Genomic DNA, 19,676 nt, shown 5'->3' with positions numbered 1-19,676 from the left:
GATCCGGGTGCCAGCACGGCAACGGCACGGCGGCCAGTGACGCGGCCGACCTCAGCTACCGCGCCTCAGCCGGCACCGTACTGTCGCCGGTCAGTCCGATGTGGACACTTGCGGAGCCTCCGCTGGGCACCTGGCACGGCACGAACGTCTGCTCGACCTGAAACCCGGCGAGCGGGGTCACGCGCACCATGCTGTGTGCCGCCTGGCCCGAAACGCTCTCAGCACGAGGTCGAGCGTCGCCGAGGTACAGTCAGAAGCGACCGAGCGCCGCAAAAGCCAGCTCAGCGACCGACGCCGAGCGCTCTCTCGCCGTTCGCCCCGGCCGGTCTCAGCCGGCAGGCGGCACGGGCTCGGCGACCCAGGTCTCCGCCCAGTCGGACAAGGCGTCGACCGCCGTCTGCAGCTCGTGCCCCTTGGCGGTCAGCACGTAGTCGATGCGCACCGGCGTTTCGTCGTGCACGCGGCGTTCGACGATGCCTTCGGCCTGGAATTCGTGCAGGCGCTCGGCCAGCATCTTGTCGCTCAGCCCCGGGATGGCCTCGCGGATGTCGCGGAACCGGGTCTTGCCGTGCAGCATGGCGCGCAGCACCGCGCCGCTCCAGCGGCGCCCGATCAGCTCCACCGCATGGTGGAACAGTGGGCAGAAGGCTTCGGTGTTGCGGTCCACTTCACAACGCTAACGCTTGGTGAGCGGCTTGACAAACGTGAGTCCCCACCCCTTTACTAACCACTCGTTAGCAGCTCACCTTACTGACGGAGGTTGGCCATGGCCGCGGACGGGCTGGTGCACGCCGATCCGGGCGTGGTCACCGTCTGGTCCGACATCGGCTGCCCATGGGCCACGCTGGCCCTAGCCACCCTGGACAGCGCAGCACGGGCGCGGGGACGGGAGCTGCTGGTCGACCACCGGGCGTTTCCGTTGGAGCTGTTCAACCGCCAGCCGACGCCGAAACTGATCCTGGACGCCGAGATCGTGGCGATCGCCGCGCGCCGACCCGAGCTGGACTGGCGGTTGTGGACGGGACCCGAGTACCGGTACCCAGTCACGACATTGCCGGCCATGGAGGCCGTCCAGGCCGCGAAGAGCCCGGAAGTGGGCGGGCTGGCCGCGTCCACTCAACTCGACGCCGCGCTGCGGCAGGCGTTCTACGTCGAGGGCCGGTGCATCAGCCTGCATCCGGTGATTCTCGAAATCGCCGCGGCGTGCGACCGGGTGGACGAGTTCGCGCTCGCGGCAGCGCTCGCGCGCGGCGACGGACGGGCGCAGGTTTACCGGGACTGGGAGAGTGCCCGCGGTCCGCGCGTGCAGGGCAGCCCGCACTTGTTCGCCGCGAACGGATACGACCGGCACAACCCAGGCGCCGACTACCGATGGACCGCGCCGCCCGGCAAGGGTTTCCCGTTGCTGGAACAGTACGACCCGGAATGGGCGGACCTGTTGCTGGAGCGGCTCGGCCGCTGATTGATCAATTTCCTGCCGCTTTCCCGGAACCCGGGAAGGCGGCAGTTTTTTATTTTCACCCTATCGCCGGAAAGCGGGGAACCGTCACGGCATCGACACCTGGGGTTTACGTTCCGGGCAATCGGATTCTCCATTCGACGGATCTAATTCTGGGCGCTCGACCCGAGCGAGCCGCCGGAGCGCGACGAGGCGACCGGCGACAGCTGATGGAATTACCAGCCCCTGGAAAGAGGCCGTCATGAAGTCTTTGTCGATCAGCCGGACCGCGCCCGCCGTGCAGTCCGTTTTCCGCGTAGTGGTGGGCTTTCTGTTCGCCTGTCACGGGGTCGCTTCCCTGTTCGGGGTCCTGGGCGGCGCGGTGGGCACCCACGGCGGCACGGTCCCGTTCGCGTCGTGGCCCGGCTGGTGGGCGGCCGCGATCCAATTGGTGTGCGGCGTTCTCGTGGCACTCGGCGCCGGCACCCGGGCCGCCGCGCTGGTCGCCTCCGGGTCGATGGCGTACGCCTATTTCACGGTACATTTTCCGAATTCGCCGTTCCCGATCGAGAACCAGGGCGAACCGTCCGCATTGTATGCCTGGGGCTTCCTCTTGATCGCCGCCCTCGGTCCCGGTCCGTGGACTGTCGTCGAATGGGTTCGGAAAATCGCACGGACCGCCCCCGCCGCACGGCCGGCCGGTGCCGAATGACGCCGGAAAGGCTCGCGCGGAATCGCTGACACCGCGATTCGTCCGCCGTCCGCGGGTGCTCCCCGCCCACGAAACCGAGCAATCCGCTCACCGTGCCCGTCCCCACGAGCTGTGAAAACGGAGCGTTCCATGCAGTCCCCCGACACACTGCTGCCCACCCCGACCGGCCCGTTGCCCGTCCGCCTCGCCCGCACCCTGCCCGAGCTCCTCGCCGACCGCGCCGCCGCGACGCCCGGACACCCCGCGGTGATCGGCGACGAAGCCACGCTCACTGTCGCGGACCTCTACCGAGCCGCCTGCCGCGTGGGCGCCGGGCTGCGCGCCCTCGGCGTGCGGCCGGACGACCGGGTCGGCGTCTACGCCGAACCGTCCCCGGAGCTTCTCGTGTCGATCTGGGGCATCCTCTGCGCCGGCGCCGCCTACCTGCCGTTGTCGCCGGACTATCCCGAGGACCGGGTCGAGTACATGATCTCCGATGCGGACGCCCGGGTCGTGCTCGCTCAGGAGCACCTGTCCGAACGCTTGGGCGAATTCGGTCCGCCCGCGACGCGCATCGTGACCGGCGCCCAGCTGCCCGAACCGGGCGAAGAGCCGGCCCGGGCCGAGGCCCGACCGACCGATCTCGCCTATGTCATTTACACCTCCGGCAGCACCGGCCGGCCCAAGGGCGTCATGGTCGAGCACCGCAGCGTGCTGTCGCAAATGCGCTGGATGAACTTCTTCGGACACGTCGGTCCGCACACCACCGTGCTGCAGAAGACCCCGGTCAGCTTCGACGCCGCACAGTGGGAGATCCTCGCTCCTGCCGTCGGCGGGAGCGTCGTGGTCGGCGCGCCCGGCATCTACCGTGACCCCGAAGCACTCATCGACACCGTCATCCGGCACCAGGTCACCGCTTTGCAGTGCGTGCCGACGCTGCTGCGCGCCTTGCTGGACACCGAGCGCTTCGCCGACTGCACTTCGCTGCGTCGCGTGTTCTCCGGCGGCGAGGCGCTGTCCGTCCCGCTCGCCCGCGAGTTCCTCCGCACGATGCCGGGCTCGTCGCTGGTGAACCTGTACGGCCCGACCGAGTGCACGATCAACGCGACCGCACACCTCGTCGACCCGGAAGACCTCGACGACGACGCCGGCTCGGTGCCGATCGGCACGCCGGTCGACAACACCCAGTGCTACATCCTCGACTCCGACCGCGCACCCGTCGACATCGGCGAGACCGGAGAGCTGTACGTCGGCGGCGCCCAGCTCGCCCGTGGCTACCTCGGCCGGCCGGACCTGACCGAGGAGCGGTTCATCCCGTCGCCGTTCGTGCCCACCGAGCGGCTCTACCGCACCGGCGACCTAGTGCGCTGGAATCCGGACGGCACCATCCAGTTCTGCGGGCGCGCGGACAACCAGGTCAAGCTGCGCGGCTACCGCGTCGAGCTGGAAGAGGTGACTCTCGCCGTCGAGAACCACACCTGGGTGCGCCACGCCGCGACACTGGTCGCCGACGACCCGCGCACCGGCTCGCCGCAGCTGGTCGCCTGCGTCGAGCTCAACCCCGCCGAAGCCGCTGTCATGGACCAGGGCAGCCACGGCAGCCACCATCAGTCGAAAGCCAGCCGGCTGCAGGTCCGGGCGCAGCTGGCCGACCCCGGCGTCCGCCGCGGCGGCCAGCTCGCCGGGCGGCCCGCTATCGCGTTGCCAGGCCGGCAGGAAACCCCGGAGCAACGGCGGAAGGTCTTCGCCCGCAAGACTTACCGGTTCTACGACGGCGGCCGGGTGACACGCGACGACGTACTCCGCCTGCTGGCCGCGCCGGCCGCGCGGCAACCCTGTCCCCGGCAGCCGCACGAACTCGGCGCGGCCGGGCTCGGCGCGATCCTGCGCTGGTTCGGCCAGTTCCACAGCGAGCAACGCCTGCTGCCCAAGTACTCCTACGCCTCGCCCGGCTCGCTGTACGCCACCCAGCTGTACCTCGAACTGTCCGGCGTGGACAGTGTGCCGGACGGGGTGTACTACTACCATCCGGTCGACCACCAGCTCGTGCTGGTCTCCGCGGCCGCCGCGCGGCGACCCGGGGTGCGGGTTCATTTCGCCGGCCGGCACAGCGCGATCGAACCCGTCTACCGCACCAACATCCGCGAAGTCCTGGAGATGGAGGCCGGGCACATGGTCGGCGTCTTCGCCGACGTGCTGCCGGGCCACGGCCTCGCCCTCCGCCCCGCCCTCCACGACCCGGCCGTCCGCCACCGGCTGGACATCTCCGCCGAGGACCATTACCTCGGCACGTTCGAACTGGTGCCGGACGACGGACGCACGCCGTGGCTGGAGGGCACCGAGCTCTACCTGCAGGCGCATCCGGACCGGATCGCGGATCTGCCCGCCGGGCAGTACCGCTACGCCGACGGCAAGCTCGACCGGCTGGGCGACGAGCTGCTGCAGGCAAACCACGTCATCGCCATCAACCAGCAGGTGTACGCCCGTGCGAGCCTCGGCATCAGCGCGGTCAGCCGCGCCCGCGAACCGTGGCTGCGGTACGTCGTCCTGGGCACCGCCCTGCACCAGCTGCAGAACAACGGCCTCGGCTTCGGATTCATGTCGTCGGGCTACAGTTCGAAGACCGGCCACCCGCTGCCCGCCGCCCGCCGCCTCGACGCGATCCTTTCCCGGCACGGCATCGAACCCGGACCGTCCTACTTCTTCCTGGGCGGGCGGGTCAGCCCGGAGCAGATCCGCGGCGAGGACATGCGCGAGGACGCCGTGCACATGAAGGGCCCGGCCGAACTGATCCGCGACGAACTGGCCGCGACGCTGCCGGACTACATGATCCCGAACCGGGTTCTCGTGTTCGACCGGCTTCCCAGCACCGCCAACGGCAAGATCGACACCGTCGCGCTCGCCAAGTCCGACCAGGTCGCCGCCACCGGCACGGCTGGCGCCTACCTCGCCCCGGCCACCGCCACCGAGCAGCGCCTCGCCGCACTGTGGGGCAAGGCTCTGCACTACGACGAAGTGTCCGCGTCGGACGACTTCTTCGCCGTCGGCGGCAACTCGCTCATCGCGGTGAAACTGATCAACGCGGTCAACGCCGACCTCGGCACGCGGCTGCCGATCCAGGTGCTGTTCGAAGCTTCCCGGCTCGCCGACCTGGCCGCCCGGATCGACGCCGGCCGCGACGTGCCGGCCTCCCGGCTCGTACGCCTGCACGACAGCGGCACCGGCACGCCCGTGTTCTGCTGGCCCGGGCTCGGCGGCTACCCGATGAACCTGCGCCCGCTGGCCCGCGCGGCCGGGCGGCCGTTCCACGGCGTCCAGGCACACGGGATCAACCCCGGCGAAACGCCGTTCGGCTCCATCGGAGAGACCGCCGCCGCCGACCTCGCCGAGATCCGCCGGATCCAGCCGGAGGGTCCGTACTCGCTGTGGGGGTACTCCTTCGGCGCCCGGGTCGCGTTCGAAACCGCCTGGCAGCTCGAACAAGCCGGCCAGGAGGTCCGCGAGGTCGTGCTGATCTGCCCGGGCAACCCGACCGTGCGCGCGGCCGGCGGCACCCGCGACGATCGCACGGCTTCCTACCGCAATCCGGTGTACGTCACCATTCTCTTCTCCGTATTCACCGGCCGGATCGATGGCCCGGAACTGGAGGACTGCCTGGCCCAGGCCCGCGACGAAGACAGCTTCGCCGAGGCGATCGCACGACACCGCCCAGGTCTGGACGACGCGACCATCCGCCGCATCATCCGCATCGTCGCCCGGACCTACCAGTTCGACTACACCTTCGAAGAACTGGCCGAACGGCGCCTGGCCGCGCCCGTCACTCTCCTCAAGGCGACCGGCGACGACTACTCGTTCATCGAAAGCGCCACCGGCTACAGCGCCTCCCCGCCCGCCGTCGTCGACCTGGCCGCCGACCACTACCAGGCCCTCCGCGAACCCGCGGTTACCGAACTCGCGGCCGCCATCCGGGCGCACACCGCGCTCCGCTGGTCCGCCGCCCGGTAAGCCCGGACCGCTGGTGGCACCCGGTGCGCCACGCCGGGTGCCACCAGCCCACGTCCCGGAATCCGGCGATGGCCGGCCGCCCTTCCGGCGGCCGCCCGAGACCGGCCGGCGCTCAGCCGGTCAGGTCGCCCTCCTTCTCGTTCTTCGCCGCGTAGAAGGCCAGTTTCTCCTCGTCCACCTCGACCCCCAGCCCTGGCCCGGACGGCACCCGCAACCGGCCGTCCGACAACTGCAACGGCGCCACGATGTCGTCCGCGTGCAGGTAGTACATGCTGTCGATCGCACGCGAGAGCACCGGCGTGCTCGCCACCACCGCCAGGTGCGCGGCGGTGGCGATGCCGAGCTCGCCGCCGCTGTGCAGGTTCATGCCGAGGCCGAACGTTTCGCAGTGCGCCGCGAGCGCCTTGGTGGCCGAGATGCCGCCCCACTTGTAGACGTCGCCGTGGATCACGTCGACCGCGCCGAGCCGCACGGCCGGGGCGAACTCCTCGAACCGGACCACGCACATGTTGGTGCACAACGGAATCCGGACCCTCGCGCGCACCTGGCTCATCCCCTCGATGCCGACGCACGGGTCCTCCAGGTACTCCAGGTCCAGCTCCTCCAGCGCGAGCCCGGCGCGGATCGAGTCGGGTACCGACCACGCGGCGTTGGGGTCGACCCGTAGCTCCACGTCCGGCAGCGCGCTCCGCAGCGCACGGAGGATCTCGACATCCCCGCGGACGTCCCGGGTGCCCTTGAGCTTCACCGCCGTGAAGCCGCCTTCCGCGACCACTTTCGCCGTGTGCTCGGCCAGCCTCCGCGCCAGTTCCGAGCCTTCCGCACCGGGCGCGTCGGCACGCGTGATCAGCGCGGTGATCGGCACCTCGGTGCGCACCGGCCCGCCCAGCAGATCGGTGACCGACTGCCCGGTGACATGTCCGACGAGGTCCCAGCACGCCACGTCCAGGGCGGCGAGCGCGGCGTAGCCGAGATAGCCGTGGAAGAACGGCACCATGTGGTGGCGGCGGTGGAACGCTTCGAGCGCGAACGGGCTGGTCCCGATCATTTCCGCGCCCAGTTTCCGCGTCAGCTCGGCGACCGGGCGGCCCCACATCGTCTCGCCCCAGCCCTCGGCCCCGGTGTCCGTGCGCAGCCGCACCACGGTGCGGGTCTCGCCGGTCTTGGTCTCGAACGAGCTGGTGAACGGGTTGGTCAGCGGCAGGTTCACGACCCGCACGTCGACGTCGGTGATCTTCATCGCGCCCCTTCAGTGGATGCGTGGCTGTCCCGGGTGCTCCGGTCGAACGCCCGGATCGCCTCGGCGAGCGCGGCGCTGCGCCCGGCGAGCAGTTCTCCGCCGTGCGCGGCGGTGGCCGCGGTGGCGTCGTCGGTGGCCCCGCCCGCGCGGGCCCATTCGCCGTGCCGTTCCACGGTCAGCCCGGGATACGGCGAGTCGTAGAACAGCGGCGGCGGATCGACGGCCGGGCGCGGTTCCGGGGTGCGCACCAGGTCTGGGTGCGCCGCGAGCATGAGTGACGTCTCGAACATCCCTGCGTGCCCGGGCACCTGACCGTCGCCGACGGAGAAGTACGAGCATGCGGCCAGCGCGACGTCGGCGCGCAGCACATACTGCTTCACCGCCAGCCGCATGATCTCGTCGTTGCCGCCGTGCCCGTTCACGATCAGCACGCGCCGGTATCCGCTGGTGGCCAGTGAGTCGAGCACGTCGTCGAGCACCGCCTGCAGCGTCGATGCGCGCAGCGACACCGCCGCCGCGAACAGGTGGTGCGGGCTGTGCCCGAACGGCAGCGCGGGCAGCCGCACCACCGCCGGATCGCCGCCGAGCTGAGCCAGCGCGGCATCGGTGACCGCTTCGGCGAGCATCGTGTCGGTGCCCATCGGCAGGTGCCCGGCATGCTGTTCCTGCGAGCCGATCGGCAGCACCGCGATCGCCGACCGGCCGGCGGCACGCGTCTCCCGCCAGGTCATTCGCATCAGTTCGGACATGTGGCCTCCCGTCTCGGCGCGGCGCGTGGCATCGTGACCGCATGAATTCCGGCGAACGCCCGGCCCTGCGGCTGGTTCCCGCTCCGGTCGCGGCACCCTCCGGGACCGGGCCGGTGCTCGGCGCGGTAGAGCTGCTCCCCGGCCGTGTCCGCGCCGCGCTGCTGGATTTGGCCGGCACGGTGCGGTGGCGCGCCGAAGCGACCTACCCGCGCACGGCCGCCCAGACCGGCATCGCGGCCGCGCTGGCCGAGGTCACCCGGTTCCCGACCGCGCCGGCCGCGATCGGCGTCGCCTCCGCCGGGCTGGTCGACGCCGCGACGGGCACCATCATCGAGGTGCACGAGGTGCCGGCGCTGCACGGCTATCCGATCGCCGAGGTGCTCGGCGGCCTGGCCGGTGTTCCGGTCCATGTCGAGCACCGCGCCCGGCTGCAGGTCCTCGGCGACCGCTGGTTCGGGCCGGGCCGGGGGCGCAGCACGTTCGCCTCGGTCTCGACCGGCGAGGTGCTCGGCGTCGGCCTGCTGTACGAGGGCGAAGTCCTCGCCCCTCCCGGCGGCCGCAGCGGCGCGCACATGACGGTCGCCGCGAGCGGCCGCGAATGCACCTGCGGTGCCCGCGGCTGCTGGAAAACTGTCGCGACCACACCGTGGCTGCGCGACGAAGCCGAACGGCGCGGCCTCGCCGCGAAGACAATCCGCGAGCTCGCCGGCGACCCGCTGCTGGACGAGTACGCGGGCAACATCGCGCTCGGATTGGTCAACATCCAGCAGCTCTTCGCCCCGGGCTTGTTCGTTCTGCACGGAGAAGCGGCCGAGGGCGGCGAACCCTTCCGCGCCCGCATCGAACAGCGGCTGCGCGAGGACTCGTCGTGGGCCACCGGGGCGGAACCGCCGCGCGTGGTCGTGAACGAGAGCCCCGCCGACGACGTCGCCCTCCTCGGCGGCGCCGGTCTGGTCCTTTCGAAGCTCTGAGCTCACGAAACCACCCGCTGGCGCGCTCTCGGGTCCGGGTTCGGCACCGCGTCCAGCAGGATCCGCGTGTACTCGTGCTCCGGCGCGCGGAACAGCCGGTCCGCCGGGGCCAGCTCCACCACCTTCCCGGCGCGCATCACCGCCACCCGGTCCGCGATCTGCTGCACCACGGCGAGGTTGTGCGACACGAACACGTAGGTCAGCCCAAGCCGGGCCTGCAAAGCCGCGAGCAGATCCAGCACCTGCGCCTGCACCGAGACGTCCAGCGCGCTCGTCGGCTCGTCCAGCACCACCAGCCGCGGCCGCACCGCCAGCGCCCGCGCCACCGAGATGCGCTGCCGCTGTCCGCCGGAGAACTCGTGCGGGTAGCGGTCCTGCATCTGCGGGGAAAGGCCGACCGCGGCGAGCAGTTCGCCGACGCGTTCCCGCAGCTTCGCCCGGCCGCGGCGGCCGCGCATCCCGGGTTCGTGCGTCACCAGCGGTTCGGCCACCACGTCGGTGATCCGCCAGCGCGGATTCATGCTGGAGTACGGATCCTGCAGCACCACCTGCATCTCCCGCCGCACCTTCCGCAGCTGCGCGGCAGGCATCGCGAACAGGTCCGCGCCGTCGAAGCGCACCGAGCCGGCGCTCGGTTCCTCCAGCCGCAGCAGCAGCCGAGTCAGCGTGGTCTTCCCGGACCCCGATTCCCCCACCACGGCAAGGGTTTCCCCGGCTCGCACGTCGAGGTCGACGCCGTCCACCGCGGCCAGCCCGCCGTAGTGCTTGCGCAGCCCGCGCATCTCCACCAGGTTCGTCATACCCGCTCCAGCTTCGGCGTGGCGCGCAGCAACTCGCGCGTGTACTCCTCCTGCGGCTGCTCGAACACCGGCACCACTTCGCCGGTCTCCACCACCTGCCCCGACCGCAGGACCACGACCCGGTCGGCGACCTCGGCGACGACGCCCAGATCGTGCGTGATCAGCACAATCGCCATGCCGTGCTTGCGCTGCAGGTCCACCAGCAGGTCGAGGATCCGCGCCTGGACCGTCACGTCGAGCGCGGTGGTCGGCTCGTCCGCGATCAGCACCCGCGGCCGTCCGACGAGGGCCATCGCGATCATCACGCGCTGCCGGAGCCCGCCGGACAGCTGGTGCGGATACTGGCCCGCGCGTCTCTCCGGGTCGGGAATCCCTGCCTCCCGCAACGCTTCCACCGCTGCCGCGCGGGCCCGCGCCCGCGTCGCGCCCTGATGGCGGCGCAGCACCTCGGCCACTTGCGCACCGACGCGCTTGACCGGGTTCAGGCTGGTCATCGGGTCCTGGAAGACCATTGCGACGTCGTTGCCGCGGATCCGCCGGAGTTCCTTCTCCGGCAAGCGAAGCACGTCGCGTCCGTCGAGGCGCACCTCTCCCCGGGCGTACACGCACGGCGGTTCCGGGTTCAGCCGCAGCACCGACAGCGCCGTCGCGGTCTTACCGGTGCCCGATTCCCCCACCACGGCAAGGGTTTCCCCGGCCTCTACAGCTAGACTCACGCCGTCGGCGGCCACTACGGTCCCGGTCGCGAGGCGGAATTCGATCCGCAGGTCGTCGATCTCCAGCAGAGCGCTCATGAGCGGTACGCCTTCGGGTCCGCGACGTCGCGCAGGACGTCGCCGGTCAGGTTGACAGAAAGCGCGGTGAGCATCAGCGCCAGCCCGGGAAACACCGCGACCCACCACGAGGTGCCCAGGTACAGCTGGCCGTCGCTGAGCATTCCGCCCCAAGTCACGGTTTGTTTCGGCACGCCGAGGCCGAGGTAGCTCAGCGACGCCTCGGCCACGATCGCCGCGGCGACGTGCAGGGTGCCGATGGTGGCCAGCGGGGCCGCCACGTTCGGCAGCAGATGCCGGCGCATGATGGTGCCGCCGCGCACCCCGATCGCCCGCGCCTCGGTGACGAACTCCCTGGTGCGAAGGGAAAGCACCTCGGACCGGATGACCCGGGCGTAGGACACCCAGCCGGTGAAGCCGAGCACCAGCACGACGTACCACAACCCGGAGCCGAGGAAGCCGACGATGGCGAGCGCGAGCAGGATCGACGGGAACGCGAGCTGGATGTCGGCGATCCGCATCAGAACCCGGTCGAACCAGCCGCCGAGATACCCGGCGATCAGCCCGATCGCCGCGCCGACAATCCCGGCCAGCAGCGCCGCACCCGCGCCCACGAGCAGCGAAACGCGTGCGCCGTAGAAAAGCCGGGACAGGATGTCCCTGCCGAGCTGGTCGGTGCCGAGCAGGTGTGCCGACGTGCCGCCGTTCGCCCAGGCGGGCGGATTGAGCCGCACGAGGAGGTTCTGCGCACTCGGGTCGTACGGTGCGATCAGCGGCGCGAAAACGGCGATGAGCACCATCACCACGAGCACGCTGATCGCGGCCACGCCCAGTTTGTTGCGCAGCACCGCGCGCAGAACGCCGGGCCGGGCGGTCGGGACAGCTACGGTCACGGCGGTCATGAGGTCACCCGCACCCTCGGGTCGAGCAGTGTGTAGGACAGGTCGACGAGCAAGTTCACGACGACGAACGTGGCCGCGAACAACAGGACGGCGGCTTGCACCAGCGGGAAGTCGCGGTTCTGGATGGCTTCGACGGTCAGCCGGCCGAGGCCGGGCCAGGAGAACACCTGCTCGGTGAGGATCGCGCCGCCGAGCAGGGTGCCGACCTCCAGCCCGACCACGGTGACCACCGGCAACGCGGCGTTGCGCAGGCCGTGCGAGAGGACGACGCCGCCGGTGCCTAGGCCGTTCGCCCGGGCGGTGCGGATGAAGTCCGAACCGAGCACGTCGATCAGCGACGACCGCAGCAGCCGGGCGATCACCGCGACCGAGTACACCGCGAGCGTGATCGCGGGCAGGATCAGATGTTCCAGCCCGCCGTATCCGGACGCGGGCAGCACTTGCCACTGCACCGCGAACACCAGGATCAGCAGGATGCCCACCCAGAACGGGGGCGTCGACTGTCCGATGAGGACACCGGTCATCACGCCGGAATCGCCCGCGCGGCCGCGCCTGGTCGCCGCGTAGGTGCCCGCCGGAACCGCGATCAGCAGCGCGATCAGCAACGCGGCCCCGGCGAGTTCGAGCGTCGCCGGCACCCGGGAGAACAGCACCTCCGCGACCGGCTGGTCGTAGACCAGCGACGTGCCCAGGTGCAGGCGCGGCAGCCCGCCGAGGTAGTCGAGATACTGCGTGAGCAGCGGCCGGTCCAGGCCGAGGCTCGCCCGCAGGGTCGCTTCCTGGTGCGCGGTCGCGTCCGGCGGCAGGATCAGCTTCACCGGGTCGCCGGAGAGCCGGACGAGGAAAAACGCCGCGGTGGCAACGAAAAACAACACGATGACGGCGGTCGCCACCTTGGTCCCGACGGCGCGCAGCACACCGATCCCCGTCGCCGCCGGACGGGTGACGGAGACGGCCGGGGCGGTCACGAGTCCACCTGCGCCCGGGACATGGCGAGCAGGCCGACGACGCCCGGCTGCCACCGCGGTCGCGTGTTGACCGCGTAGATGGTGTCGATCTGGTAGAGGAACACGAACGGCGCCTCCTCGCTCAGAAGATGTTGCAGGTCGGTGAAAGCCCGTTGCCGCTCGGCGGGCGCGAGCGACTGCTCCTCGGCGTCCACGAGCCGGTCGGCTTCGGGGTTGTGCCACCGGCTCTGCCTGCGGTCGTGGCGGACGTTGGACTGCACGAGGCTTTCCGCGTCGAGCGTCCAGCCGGTGCTCGCGGCGAGGTAGACCGGTCCGAGTGCGCCGCGGTTGTTCGAGGTCAGCCGGCTGCTGTAGGTGCCGGCGTCGACGAGTTCCACCCGGGCGCGCACCCCGGCGCGAGCGAGCAGGCCGGAGATCGCCTCGGCGGTGTTGGCGTCGGCGGTCTGCGCGGTGAGCGTCGTGTCGAAGCCGTTCGGGAAGCCGGCCTCGGCGAGGAGCCGTTTCGCGAGGCCGACGTCGCGGGGGTACGGCTGGATGGACGGGTCGAAGCCGAAGGATTCGCGCGGGAACATCGTCGGCACCTCACGTGCCTTGCCGTCGAGCACCGCTTTGATCAGCAGCGGCACGTCGACGGCGTGGTTGAGCGCCTGGCGCACCCGTACGTCGCGCAGCGGCCCGGCAGTGGTGTCGAGCGACAGATACGACGTGCGGATGCCCGGGTAGTGCCGGATCTCGACGCCGCGGTAGCCCTGGATCTGCAGCGCTGCGTCCGGGGTCAGGTTCGCGACGATGTCGACCTGATCGCTCTGCAGCGAGGCCAGCGCCGACGACGGGTCCGGCATCGGCAGGAACACCAGCTCGTCGAACGCCGGTTTCCCGCCCCAGTACGCCGGATTCGCGCGCATCCGCATCTGGTGGTCGCGCTGGAACTCGACGAACGTGAACGGCCCGGTGCCGACCGGGTGCTTCGCGAAGCCCGCGTTGCCGACTTGCCGGAGATAGTCCGGCGGTACGACGACTCCGCCGAACAGCGAGACCTTCGCCGGCAGGATCGGGTCGGGCTGGCTGAGGTGCAGGTCGACGGTCAGGTCGTCGACGACCGCCGCCTTCTTGACGTAGCGCAGCTCGACGATCGGCGATTTCGTCGCCGGGTCGAGCAGCCGCTGCACGCTGAACGCGACCGCATTCGCGTCGCAGGGCTCGCCGTTGTGGAAGCGCACGCCGGGACGCAGCCGGAACCGCCAGGTCAGCCGGTCGAGCGCGGCCCACGACAGTGCGAGGCCGGGCGCGAGCTGGTTGTCCGGCCCGCGGGTGGTGAGCGTGTCGAACATGTTGACCAGGACGTTCATCGAGGTCAGGTCGCCCTGTTTCTGCGGGTCCAGCGTCTTCGGGTCTGCCGTCTGTGCGACGCGCAGCACGCGGCCGGGGCTGCCCGTCGCGGTGCCGCACGCGGTGAGCGCGGCGGGGAACGCGAGCGCGGGGAGCGTCAGCCCGGCCAGCCGGAGCGCCGTGCGGCGGGACAGGCGGGGAGGTGGGGCCACGGGGTCGTCCTTTCCGTGGATGAAATCTCATTCCGTCAGATGGAACGCGATTGCGCTAAGGTAGGCGGCGTGAAGAACGCTGTCAACGGCCCGGCCGGTGCCGGGCGGGCCGAACCCCGCGGTGCTGTCGACAAGGCGCTCGAGGTCCTCGCCATGCTGTCGCGACCGGGCGGACCGCACCGGCTGGCCGACCTCGCCGAGGCGTGTGGCCTGCCGAAACCGACCACCCACCGGATGCTGCAGACCTTCGCCGAAGCCGGGTTCGCGGTCGGACTGGGCGGCGGCCGGTACACCGTCGGGCCGCGCCTGCTGGGGATGTCGGCAGCGGTACTCGCCACGCGGCCGGCGATCCGGCCGGTCCTGGCCGACCTGCGGCGGCGGACCGGGCACACCGTCCACTACGCGGTCCGGCACGGCGACCGCGCGGTGTACGTGGACAAGCTCGAACCGGACCAGGCGTACCGGCTCAACACCCGCCCCGGCGGCGAGGTCCCGCTCTACTGCACTGGAGTCGGCCTCGCGATCCTCTCCCGGCTGTCGCCTCCGGAGGTCGCCACCGTGCTCGACGCCGCGCCGCTGCGTGCGCTGACTCCGAAGACGGTTACGGATCCGGCAGAAATTCGCACCGCGCTGACCACTGTGGACACTCTCGGGTACGTCGTGGACGACGAACAGCACGAGCAGCACGTCCGCTGTGTCGCCGCTCCCGTGCTGGCCGCGGACGGGCAGGTGGCGGGCGCGGTGAGCGTGTCCGGGCTGACGTTCACCTTGCCGCCGGACAGCTTCGCGACACTCGGCCCGCTCGTCGCGGAGGCGGCGAACCGGATTTCGGCGACGCTGAGCGGGGCGCCGGTCCGGTTGGTGTCCGATGAGGACTGATCTGGCCGGGATCCTGGAGCGCGGCCGGGAGGAGCGCGTCTACTCCGCCGCCGCGTGGTCGGTCGGCACCGCGGACGGCGTGCTCGACCGGGGCATGCTCGGCACCCAGTGGCGGGACGGCCCGGCGGTCGCCGAGGGCAGCCGGTGGGATCTGGCCTCGGTGACGAAACCCGTCGTCGGGACGGTCGTCGGCGCGCTCGCGGATCGCGGCCTGTTGTCCTTCGACGACCCCGTTTCCGACTACCTTCCCTCGCACCCGGCCGAGATCACGGTCCGGCAGCTGCTGACGCACACCTCCGGTCTTCCCGGCGGAACTCCGTTGTGGCGCACCCATTCCACCCGCTCGGAGCTGCTGGAGGCCATCCGCACCGGACCGCGCCGGACCGGCGGACAGGTGGAGTACTCGTCGCAGGGGTTCATCCTGCTCGGCCTGGTCGCCGAAGCCGCCGGACGCGCCCCGCTGGACCGGCTCGTCACCGACCTGGTCAGCACTCCAGCGGGCCTTACCGCGACGAGCTTCGGGCCGGTCCCGGACGCCGTCGCCACCGAGGACTGCCCGTGGCGCGGTCGCGTCGTCCGCGGCGAGGTCCACGACGAGAATGCCGTGGTGCTGGGCGGGATCTGCGGCCATGCCGGGCTGTTCTCCACGCTGTCCGACCTGGAGAGATGGGCCCGGATCTTGGCTGCGGGCACCGCCCCCCTGCTCAAACCCGAGACACACGCCGAGATGATCGCCTGTCAGACCACCGGGTTGAACCTGCGCCGCGGCCTCGCCTGGCAGGGGCTGGACGTGCCTGGCTCCCCGGTGGGCACCGCGCTGGCACGGGATTCCTATGGGCACACGGGATTCACCGGAACCAGCATATGGCTCGAACCCGGCCGGGGCCGGTACTACGTGCTCCTCACCAACCGCGTCCACCCCACCCGGACGACGACCGGAATCGAGACCGTCCGCCGGGATTTCCACTCCGCCGCGGTACGGATTTAGCGCCTGGCCCAGCGCCGCTACCGAGGCGCCAGTACTAGCCGGCTCAGACGACAGCGACGCGATCAAGTCCGCGGATGCCCCGCGACGCGAGCGCGCCGGGCGAGGCGGCCGTCGTGCTGGTGACGACGGTGACGTCGACACCCCGCTCCCGCAGCTCGTGCCAGCGCTCGAAAACCGCGCCACCCGGGGCGAGAGCGGCGCGCGAACGCGGCAGGTCGTTCTCGTCGACATCCACGACCACACCGACTGTGCGCGGCTGCGCTGCCGGCGTGCGGTTCCGAGCCTGGGCGACGAGTTCGGCGAAGCGGCGGCCGAGCGGCTTCACCCTGTTATCGATGTCGAGGAGGCCGAGAGAGTACTCGAGGTCCTTGTAGTCCGCGAGGGCTCGGGACACGTCGTGCGAGCACCACCAAGTGATCGCGAAGAGGTCGGTGGTCGTGAGCGCGGCTTCGATCGTGCGCGTGCAGAACTCGGGCATCTCCGCCTCGGCGAGGTTCATCGACGGCGCGCCGACTTCCTGCAGCCAAACCTGTCGCGCCGGGTCCGCCGCGAACGCCTTCGTCAGCTCGATCATCCACTCCGCGTGCCGCACCGACTGCGGTGAAAGCGCGCCGTAGCGCGCGGCCGTGCCGTTGAAGATCCACGAATGCACGGTCGTCATGTCCCCGAGGCGGGCGGCGTGTGCGGGCAGGAACGGATGCTCGTCGCGGTACCAGAGGTGGTCGTTCTCGCTGTGGGTGACGATATGCCGAGGGTCGCGATCGCGCGGAGCGTCGAGCAATGTGGCCAGCCAGTGCCGCACCTGCTCGCTCGAGGCCGGCATCGCCGCCGGGTTGGGACGCTGGAACTGGTTGAGCTCGTTGCCGAGGGTCAGGCCCAGGAAATTCGGCCGGTCTCGCACCGCGTCGTAGACGGCGGCGACGAGCGCGGCCTGGGCCTCGACCGCGAGCGAGTCGGTGAACATGTTCCCGTTGTGCCAGTTGACCAGCCACGCCGGGACGAAGTCGAACCCGGACAGGTGGCCCTGGATGACGTCGACCGCGAGGTCGAGGTCGAACTCGGCGGCGAGATCCGCGACCAGGGCGATGTCGTCCAGGGCCCGCTGCCGGATCAGGGTGCGGTTCGGCTGCAGCACCGGCCAGAGCGGGAACACGCGGACGTGGTCGACGCCGAGCGCGGCGATCGCGGCGAAGTCCGCGCGCACGACGTCGGGATCGATCGCCATCCAGTGGAACATCCAGTCGTGCGACGGGGTGTAGTTGACGCCAAACCTGGTGGTCAAGAGCTTCCTTCGCGGTTGTGCGGAGCGGCCGCCGTGGATTCGCGCACGATCAGGCGGCGGCCGGTGACGGTCTGAGGTGCGACGGTTTCGCCGCGGACGAGCCGTTCGAGCAGGGCGACCGCGGTGCGGGCGCTTTCCTCGACCGGCGCGTCGAACGCGGTGAGCCGAGGGCGCACGATGGCGGACACCCAGGAGTCTTCCCAAGCGATCACCGACAACTGCTCGGGCACGCGCACCCCGACCTCGGGTGCGTGGGCGACGATTTCGGCGGCGATCGTTTCGTTGTCGACGATGATCGCGGTCGCGCCCTTCAGCCGGCCGAGCAGATCGGCGACCGGGTCCGCGGCGTCCGGTTTCCACGCGGCCAGGCTGGCTTGGACCCCGCGTTCGCGCGCGGCGGCGCGGAAGCGCTTGTCGCGGGCACGGGTATGGACCAGGCCGGGGGCGTCGGTGACCCGCGCGACGCTGCGATGGCCGAGCCCGGCCAGGTGCTCGATCGCCTCGGCGAAGGCAGTGCCGTCGCGCACGGTGACCGCGGCGACCGGGCCGGGCACGGGGGCGCCGAGCAGGGCCGCCGGCGCGCCGAGCTGCTCGACCAGCGCCAGTCGCGGGTCGTCGTCGCGCACGTCGACGAGCAGGAACGCGTCAACGCGCTGCTCGCCCCACCACTGCCGGTAGACCTGTTCCTCTTCCTCGGCCCGTACCAGCGTCAGCGAAAGCGCCCAGCCGATCTCGGCCAGCGGCTCGGTCAGCCCGGCGAGCAGGCGCATGAAGAAGGGATCGCGGCCGAACGTGCCGCGCGATCGGGCGACGACCAGGCCGAGGCTGCGGCCGCCCTGGCCGGAGACCTTGCGGCTGGCGAAGTTCGGCCGCCAATTGAGCTCGTCGGCGGCCGCGCGGATCCGGGCTGCCGTCGCTTCGGAGACGTTCGGCCGTCCGTTGAACACATGCGACACCGCCGAAGGCGACACACCGGCGAGCCGGGCGACAGCGGCGATCGTCACGCGCTTGGTGGTGGGTTCACTCATGACACCGCCGAGATTAGGGGATTGACCGTTCGATGTAAAGCGGTATACCTTGCTCGCCACTTGATGTGTACCGCTTTACAAGCGGCGCATCCCGGACGCGCCGAAGCTTCCCGAGGAGGACCTGTGTCCCACACCGTCAGCAGGCGCACCGCCCTGCGCGCCGCGCTCGGGGCAGGCGTCGCAGCCCCGCTGCTCGCGGGCTGCGGGGCGCTGACGCCCGCCTCGGCCAAACCCGGCGCCCTCTCGGTGCACACCCAGCTCAGCGGAGCGGTCGCCGGCGCCCAGGTCTTCGCCGACGCAGTCGCCGCCTACGAACGCCGGACCGGCGGGACGGTGGCGCTGCTGAAGAACGGCTCCGATCTGCCCATCGTGTTCGAGACCAGCACCCTCGCCGGAGAAGAAGCCGATGTCGCACTGGTCAACTTGCAGGGCCGTACGCTGTCGTGGACCGAGCTCGGCGCCACCATCCCGGTCACCCGGCTGCTCGACGAGTGGGGCTTGCGCGACAAGATCATCCCGGACGCCGTCGCGGAGTGGACCGACGGCCAGGGCCGGCTGCGCGCCTTCCCCTTCACCCGCACGAACTGGCCCGTCTCCTACAACACCAGATTGCTGGAGCGCGCCGGGGTGGGGATCCCGACGACCTCGGACGAGCTCATCGCCGCCGCCCACGCGTTGCGGGCCAAGGGCATCGGCCCGGTGACCGTGGGCGGGTCGGACTGGAGCGGCCAGAAGCTGTTCTTGCAGATCGTCCAGGGATTTCTCACCGCCGAGGAAGCGAAGAAGGTCTTCGCGAGCGGCAAACTCTCCGAAAGCCCGGGCGCGATCGCCGGTGTCGAACACTTCGTCGAACTGCGGGACGCCGGAGTCTTCATCGACAACGTCCAGGGCTACACCTCCGACTCCGAACTGACACAGTTCAACACCGGCAAGGCCGCGATCGTGCCGGCGATGTCCTCGGCGCTGGCCAAGGTCCCCGCTGACCGCGCGAAGGAGGTCACGGTGGGCGGCTGGCCCAAGCCGTCCCGCGGCGGCGTGCTGCAACACCCGAGCGTGATCCGCAGCTTCAACGGCCACGGCATCTGGATCAGCGAGAACGGCGCGAAGAAGCTCGACCTCATCAAGCCGTTCGTGCAGTACCTCTACAGCGACGAGGTCACCGACGCGATGATCCTCGGTTCCGGCCGGGACATGAGCCGGGTAACCCGCACGGTGAGCAAGAACTTTCCGCTCGTCGCGGCGGCGTCGCGGCTCACGCCGGCGCAGGTCTCGCCCGTCATGCTCCCCGACCTGGTCATCCCCCAGTCCGCGTTCGAGCCGCTGATCCAGGCCACCGCGACGGCCTACGGCCCGGTACCCGCGCAGCGCATCATCGACGTCTTCGAGAAGGCCTACGCCACGGCCTGAGGGCCTGAGGAAGG

Annotated in this window: 17 protein-coding genes; 7 read left to right on the top strand and 10 right to left on the bottom strand. The window is 70.8% G+C overall.

From position 1 onward, the window contains the following. Nucleotides 1-328: 328 nt before the first annotated feature. On the bottom strand, nt 329-667 hold the full coding sequence (locus AMYBE_RS0109780; protein WP_020659190.1) for a winged helix-turn-helix transcriptional regulator: 339 nt from the start codon (nt 665-667) through the stop codon (nt 329-331). A gap of 99 nt (nt 668-766) precedes the next feature. Here AMYBE_RS0109780 and AMYBE_RS0109775 point away from each other — a divergent pair, with 99 nt between their 5' ends. The 3 genes from AMYBE_RS0109775 to AMYBE_RS0109765 all read left to right on the top strand — a co-directional run bounded on the left by AMYBE_RS0109775 (nt 767) and on the right by AMYBE_RS0109765 (nt 6,134). Further along, nucleotides 767-1,462, top strand: a complete 696-nt coding sequence (locus AMYBE_RS0109775) for a DsbA family oxidoreductase (RefSeq protein ID WP_020659189.1) — start codon at nt 767-769, stop codon at nt 1,460-1,462. Nucleotides 1,463-1,700: 238 nt separating this feature from the next. Next, complete coding sequence (locus AMYBE_RS0109770; RefSeq protein ID WP_020659188.1) at nt 1,701-2,150, top strand: DoxX family protein; 450 nt, start codon at nt 1,701-1,703, stop codon at nt 2,148-2,150. A gap of 129 nt (nt 2,151-2,279) precedes the next feature. Further along, nucleotides 2,280-6,134 (top strand): non-ribosomal peptide synthetase family protein, encoded by a 3,855-nt coding sequence (locus AMYBE_RS0109765; RefSeq protein ID WP_020659187.1) that lies wholly within the window; start codon nt 2,280-2,282, stop codon nt 6,132-6,134. A gap of 112 nt (nt 6,135-6,246) precedes the next feature. On the opposite strand, the gene AMYBE_RS0109760 is transcribed toward AMYBE_RS0109765, so the two are convergent. Together AMYBE_RS0109760 and AMYBE_RS0109755 are read right to left on the bottom strand one after the other, a co-directional pair. Then, complete coding sequence (locus AMYBE_RS0109760; protein WP_020659186.1) at nt 6,247-7,374, bottom strand: mandelate racemase/muconate lactonizing enzyme family protein; 1,128 nt, start codon at nt 7,372-7,374, stop codon at nt 6,247-6,249. Further along, nucleotides 7,371-8,123, bottom strand: a complete 753-nt coding sequence (locus tag AMYBE_RS0109755; protein WP_020659185.1) for a creatininase family protein — start codon at nt 8,121-8,123, stop codon at nt 7,371-7,373. The genes AMYBE_RS0109760 and AMYBE_RS0109755 overlap by 4 nt, the downstream gene beginning before the upstream one ends. A gap of 41 nt (nt 8,124-8,164) precedes the next feature. On the opposite strand from AMYBE_RS0109755, the gene AMYBE_RS0109750 reads away from it, so the two are divergent. Then, a complete protein-coding gene (locus AMYBE_RS0109750; protein WP_020659184.1) occupies nt 8,165-9,094 on the top strand; it encodes an ROK family protein in 930 nt (309 codons plus the stop codon). Between the two features lie 2 nt (nt 9,095-9,096). On the opposite strand, the gene AMYBE_RS0109745 is transcribed toward AMYBE_RS0109750, so the two are convergent. From AMYBE_RS0109745 to AMYBE_RS0109725, 5 genes are read right to left on the bottom strand one after another with little or no spacing between them, the layout of a single operon-like run. Next, a complete protein-coding gene (locus AMYBE_RS0109745; RefSeq protein ID WP_020659183.1) occupies nt 9,097-9,894 on the bottom strand; it encodes an ATP-binding cassette domain-containing protein in 798 nt (265 codons plus the stop codon). Continuing rightward, nucleotides 9,891-10,688: an ATP-binding cassette domain-containing protein gene (locus AMYBE_RS41330; protein ID WP_020659182.1), complete on the bottom strand. Its 798-nt coding sequence runs from the start codon at nt 10,686-10,688 to the stop codon at nt 9,891-9,893. The genes AMYBE_RS0109745 and AMYBE_RS41330 overlap by 4 nt, the downstream gene beginning before the upstream one ends. Next, on the bottom strand, nt 10,685-11,569 hold the full coding sequence (locus tag AMYBE_RS0109735) for an ABC transporter permease (protein WP_020659181.1): 885 nt from the start codon (nt 11,567-11,569) through the stop codon (nt 10,685-10,687). The genes AMYBE_RS41330 and AMYBE_RS0109735 overlap by 4 nt, the downstream gene beginning before the upstream one ends. Continuing rightward, complete coding sequence (locus AMYBE_RS0109730) at nt 11,566-12,537, bottom strand: ABC transporter permease (RefSeq protein ID WP_020659180.1); 972 nt, start codon at nt 12,535-12,537, stop codon at nt 11,566-11,568. Before AMYBE_RS0109730 ends, AMYBE_RS0109735 begins: the two co-directional genes overlap by 4 nt. Then, nucleotides 12,534-14,078, bottom strand: coding sequence for an ABC transporter substrate-binding protein (locus tag AMYBE_RS0109725; RefSeq protein WP_020659179.1), 1,545 nt, complete (start codon nt 14,076-14,078; stop codon nt 12,534-12,536). Before AMYBE_RS0109725 ends, AMYBE_RS0109730 begins: the two co-directional genes overlap by 4 nt. 69 nt (nt 14,079-14,147) lie before the next feature. Between AMYBE_RS0109725 and AMYBE_RS0109720 the strand changes: the two genes are divergently transcribed. After that, a complete protein-coding gene (locus AMYBE_RS0109720; RefSeq protein WP_020659178.1) occupies nt 14,148-14,957 on the top strand; it encodes an IclR family transcriptional regulator in 810 nt (269 codons plus the stop codon). Beyond that, nucleotides 14,947-15,945, top strand: a complete 999-nt coding sequence (locus tag AMYBE_RS0109715) for a serine hydrolase domain-containing protein (RefSeq protein WP_020659177.1) — start codon at nt 14,947-14,949, stop codon at nt 15,943-15,945. Before AMYBE_RS0109720 ends, AMYBE_RS0109715 begins: the two co-directional genes overlap by 11 nt. Before the next feature lie 43 nt (nt 15,946-15,988). Here AMYBE_RS0109715 and AMYBE_RS0109710 read toward each other — a convergent pair whose 3' ends face one another. Next, entirely contained in the window at nt 15,989-17,227 is a 1,239-nt protein-coding gene (locus tag AMYBE_RS0109710) for a glycoside hydrolase 5 family protein (protein ID WP_020659176.1), read from the bottom strand. Further along, entirely contained in the window at nt 17,224-18,255 is a 1,032-nt protein-coding gene (locus AMYBE_RS0109705) for a LacI family DNA-binding transcriptional regulator (RefSeq protein WP_020659175.1), read from the bottom strand. The genes AMYBE_RS0109710 and AMYBE_RS0109705 overlap by 4 nt, the downstream gene beginning before the upstream one ends. Before the next feature lie 123 nt (nt 18,256-18,378). On the opposite strand from AMYBE_RS0109705, the gene AMYBE_RS0109700 reads away from it, so the two are divergent. Next, a complete protein-coding gene (locus AMYBE_RS0109700; RefSeq protein WP_020659174.1) occupies nt 18,379-19,662 on the top strand; it encodes an ABC transporter substrate-binding protein in 1,284 nt (427 codons plus the stop codon). Nucleotides 19,663-19,676: the final 14 nt, after the last annotated feature.

This window comes from Amycolatopsis benzoatilytica AK 16/65 (assembly GCF_000383915.1).
GTDB lineage: Bacteria > Actinomycetota > Actinomycetes > Mycobacteriales > Pseudonocardiaceae > Amycolatopsis > Amycolatopsis benzoatilytica.
Note: the sequence above shows the minus strand (reverse complement) of the source record. Positions and strands in the feature narration are given on the sequence as shown.

Coding starts and splice junctions, on each gene's coding strand:
- AMYBE_RS0109715 (WP_020659177.1), top strand. CDS start 14,947: ATGAGGACTGATCTGGCCGGGATCCTGGAGCGCGGCCGGGAGGAGCGC.
- AMYBE_RS41330 (WP_020659182.1), bottom strand. CDS start 10,688: ATGAGCGCTCTGCTGGAGATCGACGACCTGCGGATCGAATTCCGCCTC.
- AMYBE_RS0109775 (WP_020659189.1), top strand. CDS start 767: ATGGCCGCGGACGGGCTGGTGCACGCCGATCCGGGCGTGGTCACCGTC.
- AMYBE_RS0109770 (WP_020659188.1), top strand. CDS start 1,701: ATGAAGTCTTTGTCGATCAGCCGGACCGCGCCCGCCGTGCAGTCCGTT.
- AMYBE_RS0109745 (WP_020659183.1), bottom strand. CDS start 9,894: ATGACGAACCTGGTGGAGATGCGCGGGCTGCGCAAGCACTACGGCGGG.
- AMYBE_RS0109750 (WP_020659184.1), top strand. CDS start 8,165: ATGAATTCCGGCGAACGCCCGGCCCTGCGGCTGGTTCCCGCTCCGGTC.
- AMYBE_RS0109735 (WP_020659181.1), bottom strand. CDS start 11,569: ATGACCGCCGTGACCGTAGCTGTCCCGACCGCCCGGCCCGGCGTTCTG.
- AMYBE_RS0109755 (WP_020659185.1), bottom strand. CDS start 8,123: ATGTCCGAACTGATGCGAATGACCTGGCGGGAGACGCGTGCCGCCGGC.
- AMYBE_RS0109760 (WP_020659186.1), bottom strand. CDS start 7,374: ATGAAGATCACCGACGTCGACGTGCGGGTCGTGAACCTGCCGCTGACC.
- AMYBE_RS0109705 (WP_020659175.1), bottom strand. CDS start 18,255: ATGAGTGAACCCACCACCAAGCGCGTGACGATCGCCGCTGTCGCCCGG.
- AMYBE_RS0109765 (WP_020659187.1), top strand. CDS start 2,280: ATGCAGTCCCCCGACACACTGCTGCCCACCCCGACCGGCCCGTTGCCC.